The sequence below is a fragment of the Ruoffia sp. FAM 24228 genome (genome assembly GCF_045528575.1).
Classification (GTDB): Bacteria; Bacillota; Bacilli; order Lactobacillales; family Aerococcaceae; genus Ruoffia; species Ruoffia halotolerans.
On sequence record NZ_JBGQQZ010000125.1, the window covers coordinates 1 to 1847 of the forward strand.

At 42.9% G+C, this 1847-nt stretch carries 1 protein-coding gene; it reads left to right on the forward strand.

Going from position 1 to position 1847, the window contains the following annotated elements; all coding sequences use genetic code 11:
• Positions 1-492: 492 nt before the first annotated feature.
• Complete coding sequence (ltrA, locus tag ACEN33_RS12190) at positions 493-1788, forward strand: group II intron reverse transcriptase/maturase (protein ID WP_407090955.1); 1296 nt, start codon at positions 493-495, stop codon at positions 1786-1788.
• Positions 1789-1847 lie beyond the last annotated feature (59 nt).

Below are 1847 nucleotides of genomic sequence, written 5' to 3' on the forward strand. Positions count from 1 at the left end.
TGTGCGCCCGGCATGGGCGATAACTTGGTGGTGAAAGTCCACTACAGACTTGGCAGTAGGAACTGTTAGCTAAAGGCAAGGGTGTCCACCGTGAGGTGGAATCTGAAGGAAGCCGGAGGCAAACACTCGCACTGACGAACAGAAACTTCATATCAAGGCTGAACAGGGATGGATGAGCTTGCATGACAAAGTGAAGTCCAATACTGCACGAATCCTAAACAGTAAATGAAGCAGTGACATGAGTGGAAGGTTATCGCACCTTACCTGGGGAGGTCTCACTAGCGACTCAGTAGTAACAACGAATAGTGAGAAATCAGCAGAGGTCGTAGTAGCGAGAATGTAGCGAAGGACCGAACAATATCAATACAAATTATAGAATGGAGGTTAAGGTTCACAATAATGACAGAAAACAACCGCTTAGGTTGGCAGTCGGTGGAGGGAATAGGTGGAACCGAAAGAGTTAATCGATGTGTCTAGTGAACTTTAGGTGAAATGACAGAAATGTATCGTAAGACTCCGTCTTTGATGGAGCGAGTTGTAACAAGAGAGAATATGGAAGCTGCCATTAAATCCGTTAAACGGAATAAAGGTGCAGCAGGTATTGACGGGATGACCGTCTTTGAAATAGAAGAACACATCAATGAGTATTATATTCCTCTACGGAATAAATTACTTAATGGGACTTATAAACCCCAACCGGTTAAACGGGTAGAAATACCAAAACCGAATGGAGAGAAGCGAAAGCTAGGCATTCCTTGTGTGCGCGATCGAGTTGTTCAACAAGCAATTCGACAAGTGATTGAACCAATCATTGACCCGCACTTTATGGAAAACAGTCACGGCTTTCGACCGGGCAAAGGCACGCATAGTGCCCTCAAACAATGTGTAAACTATTATGAGGAAGGTTATCGGGTAGTTGTAGATTGTGATTTGAAGCAATGCTTTGACACGCTGAATCACGATAAACTCATCTACTATCTAGAACAATACATCCATGATAAGACCATCATCAAAATTATCCGTAAGTTTTTATTAGCAGGTGTCATAGACCTGTCTGGCGAATTCGTAGAAAGTAAAACAGGCGCACCACAAGGAGGGGTTCTCTCGCCTCTACTGAGTAATGTCTACTTACATGAACTGGATAAAGAACTTTCCAAACGTGGTCATCGATTTGTCCGTTACGCTGATGACTTCGTCATCTATGTGAAGACGAAACGAGCCGGTGAACGTGTGATGGAAAGTATCACCAAATATATTGAGAAAGATTTAAAGCTCATCGTCAATCAAGAGAAAAGCAAAGTGGGGTCACCTACTCGTTTAAAGTTCTTGAGCTGTCTGATGCGCCGAGTGAATGGAACCTATCGTTTTATCCCTACCAAGCAAGCCAAGCGAAAATTCAAGAATTCTTTAAAGAGACTGACGAGTCGTAAAAGACCAGGAACCTTTGAAGAAATCATCCAGCAAATTAATCGAGTTACACGAGGTTGGATAAATTATTTTGGTTTAGGTTTTATCAAAGGATTTATTAAAGAGATAGAAGGATGGTTACATCACCGGCTTAGACAGCTTATCTTTAAACGATGGAAGAAACCACGAACGGTTATTAAGAAATTAAAGTCCTATGGACTTGACCTAGACTCAGCGAAACGCATTGCATTTTCTCGTAAGATGTACTGGCGACTTTCAAACACGCCTGAAGTTCATCGGGCAATTACAACAAAAAGACTCCACCAATGGGGCTTAGTTCCACTAAGCGAATTGGTAGAGTCTGCTTACGCAAGGTATTGAACCGCCGTGTACGGAACCGTACGCACGGTGGTGTGAGAGGTCGACTAGTCAAATAATGG

Coding starts and splice junctions, on each gene's coding strand:
- ltrA (WP_407090955.1), top strand. CDS start 493: ATGACAGAAATGTATCGTAAGACTCCGTCTTTGATGGAGCGAGTTGTA.